This is a genomic window from Streptococcus cristatus (genome assembly GCF_001578775.1).
Lineage (GTDB): Bacteria > Bacillota > Bacilli > Lactobacillales > Streptococcaceae > Streptococcus > Streptococcus cristatus_A.
In genome coordinates, this window is the sequence record NZ_KQ969068.1 from 1 (window position 1) to 1,027 (window position 1,027).

The following is a 1,027-nucleotide window of genomic DNA, read 5'->3' on the forward strand; positions in this document are numbered from 1 at the left end:
CCGTCGCTTCCCCAGATTTGAATTTCTTCTGGTATTGGTTGATATGATTGACTTCGTATTGGTTGAAAATCCGCTCTCTGCGGTGGATCTCCGCATTGATAGAGACCAGGGCCCGCATGGATTGGGCACCGTCTAAGTTGGTAATGGTCCCCAAGAGGTGAGGCAGGTCCTTGAAGAGATGGGCCATGCCCCCGCCCTTGTAGTCGATGAGCAGGAAACCCACATCGTGCGGGTGAAAGTTGACAGCGAGAGAGAGAATATAAGACTGGATGGTCTCCGATTTCCCGGAACCGGTCGTTCCAGCGATGAGCCCGTGCGGCCCGTGGGCCTTCTCATGGAGATTGAGCTGGACCAGATCGTCCTTGCCTCTGAGGCCAATAGGAACGGCTAAGCTCTTATAAGGCGCATTCTGGCCCCATCTGTTTAAGACCTGTAAGTCACTGAAGGTCTCCGCCCCGTACATCTCCATAAAGGTCACGGTGTCAGGGATCGAAGATTTGAGATTCTGTAAGTGATTGAGCGGTGCCAAGGTACGGGCAATCCGCTCCTTGTCATAGTTTTCTGGGAAGTGGTCCAAGCGGAAATCGGTCTCTCTCAGAATCCCTTCTTCCATGACCAATTGTCCGGTATTCCTATCCTTGATGTTGATGACCGTCTGGATGTTCTCAGACAGCGAGCTCAGTACATCCTCCACGAAGATGAGCGAGCAGCCGAGCGCCGTCGGATCCTCGGTGAAGAACTCCATAATGACATGGTCCAGGATCAGCTTTTCATCCGTGATCAGGACCACATAGTGGGGATGAAAGAGGGTGCTCTCCTGACGGCTGGCTTCTTCCTGCTGGGCTTTGCGGAGTTTCAGGATTTGATTCAGGCTGTTTAAGACCTGGTCTCTTGTCCGCTGGTTGTAGACAAAGCCCCGGACATTCAGTTCCCGCAACTTGGCATGGGGCAGCCAGCGCATCCAGTTCCACTGGTCCCGTTCTTCTTCCGGTAAGATGGTGATAAACTGCACATCATGGTAAGAGTG

Annotated in this window: 1 protein-coding gene; it reads right to left on the reverse strand. The window is 52.9% G+C overall.

What is annotated here, in order from left to right; translation table 11 throughout:
- A partial coding sequence (locus SCRDD08_RS10600; protein WP_269139719.1) for an FtsK/SpoIIIE domain-containing protein occupies positions 1–1,027 on the reverse strand: 1,027 nt, incomplete at both ends.